The 1606-nt window shown below is 38.8% G+C and carries 1 protein-coding gene; it reads right to left on the reverse strand.

Going from position 1 to position 1606, the window contains the following annotated elements; translation table 11 throughout:
• Nucleotides 1-1606 (reverse strand): heavy metal translocating P-type ATPase (locus tag ABJI11_RS18245; protein ID WP_348355612.1); only part of this gene is annotated, 1606 nt, incomplete at both ends.

Below are 1606 nucleotides of genomic sequence, written 5' to 3' on the forward strand. Positions count from 1 at the left end.
TACCCACATCGCTCAAAGCAAGAACAGGTGCGTCATTGATACCGTCACCCACAAAGGCGATTTTGGTGTTAGGTTGCTTTTTTAATTTTTCTACTTCTTTCAGTTTATCCTCTGGTAATAATTCGCCTTTTGCCCAATCTATCCCTAATTGGTTTGCTACCTGTTGAGTGATGGTGTCTTTATCTCCAGAGAGCATTATAATAGTTTCTATTCCTGCTCTGCGCATTTTAGAAATAGCCTCTAACGCATCGGTTTTTAATTCATCGGCAATTGTAACATAGCCGGCAAACTTTCCGTCAATAGCCATCATTACTATAGATTCAATAATGGCATCAGTTTCTTTTGGTACTTCGATTTGATATAAATCCATCAAATTTTTATTACCAACTAATACCGTTTTTCCGTTGACCCTACCTTTTAATCCTTTGCCTGCAATTTCTTCAACGTCAGTAGCCTGGTATTGTTTTTCTATTGTGGTATACGCTAAAATTGCCTTTGCAATTGGGTGTGTAGATTGCGTTTCTATGGCGATCAAGTAGTTCATGAATTCGTCTTCTGTAAAGGTTTGATCTTTAACAAGATCCTTTATTTTGAAAACGCCCTTGGTTACCGTACCTGTTTTGTCCATAACTACCGTATTTACTTTGGTCATGGTATCTAAAAACGAAGCGCCTTTGAATAAGATTCCGTTACGGGAAGCAGCTCCCAATCCACCAAAATACCCTAATGGAATTGAAATAACCAATGCACACGGACAAGAAATAACCAAAAATATTAAGGCGCGATACAACCAATCTTGAAAGACATAATCCTCAACAAAAAAGTAAGGTAAAAATGTAAGTGCAATAGCAAGATAGGTAACTATAGGAGTGTAGACCTTTGCAAATTTTCTAATGAATAATTCGGTCTTTGACTTTCTGGCGGTGGCATTTTGTACCATGTCCAGTATTCGCGAAATAGAACTGTCTTTGAAAACCTTTGTGGTTTCAACCTCAATGACTTGGTCTAAATTAATGCTACCTGCATAAATAGCGTCCCCTTTTTTTAGGGTGTCTGGCTTGCTTTCACCGGTTAAGGCGGCTGTATTAAAAGAGCCTTTTGTTGAATGTAAAATACCGTCTAGCGGTACTTTTTCACCAACTCTAACTTGTATGATTTCTCCAATTTCAACCTCTTCTGGCGATACTGGAATAAAGTTATGATCGCGTAAAACCAAAGCTTGATCTGGTCTTAGGTCAAGTAAAGCTTTGATACTACCTCTAGCGCGTTGAACGGCAGCATTTTGAAAGAGTTCGCCCACCGCGTAGAAGACCATTACCGCAACACCTTCAGGATATTCCCCAATACCGAATGCCCCTATAGTGGCAACACCCATCAGAAAAAATTCTGTAAAGAAGTTTCCTTTTTTAATACTTTCCCAACCTTCTTTTAATACGGGGAGACCAACTGGCAGGTACGCTATTATATACCATGCCAATCTCGTATAGCCTTTGAAGAAAGGTATAGCGTCAAAATAGTCTATTGCCATACCGATGACCAGCATTGTAAAACTGATAATTGCAGGTAGGTATAATTTAAAATTAGATGAATGTACCGGTGCTTCATG

It is taken from the genome of Maribacter sp., assembly GCF_039968975.1.
Lineage (GTDB): Bacteria > Bacteroidota > Bacteroidia > Flavobacteriales > Flavobacteriaceae > Maribacter.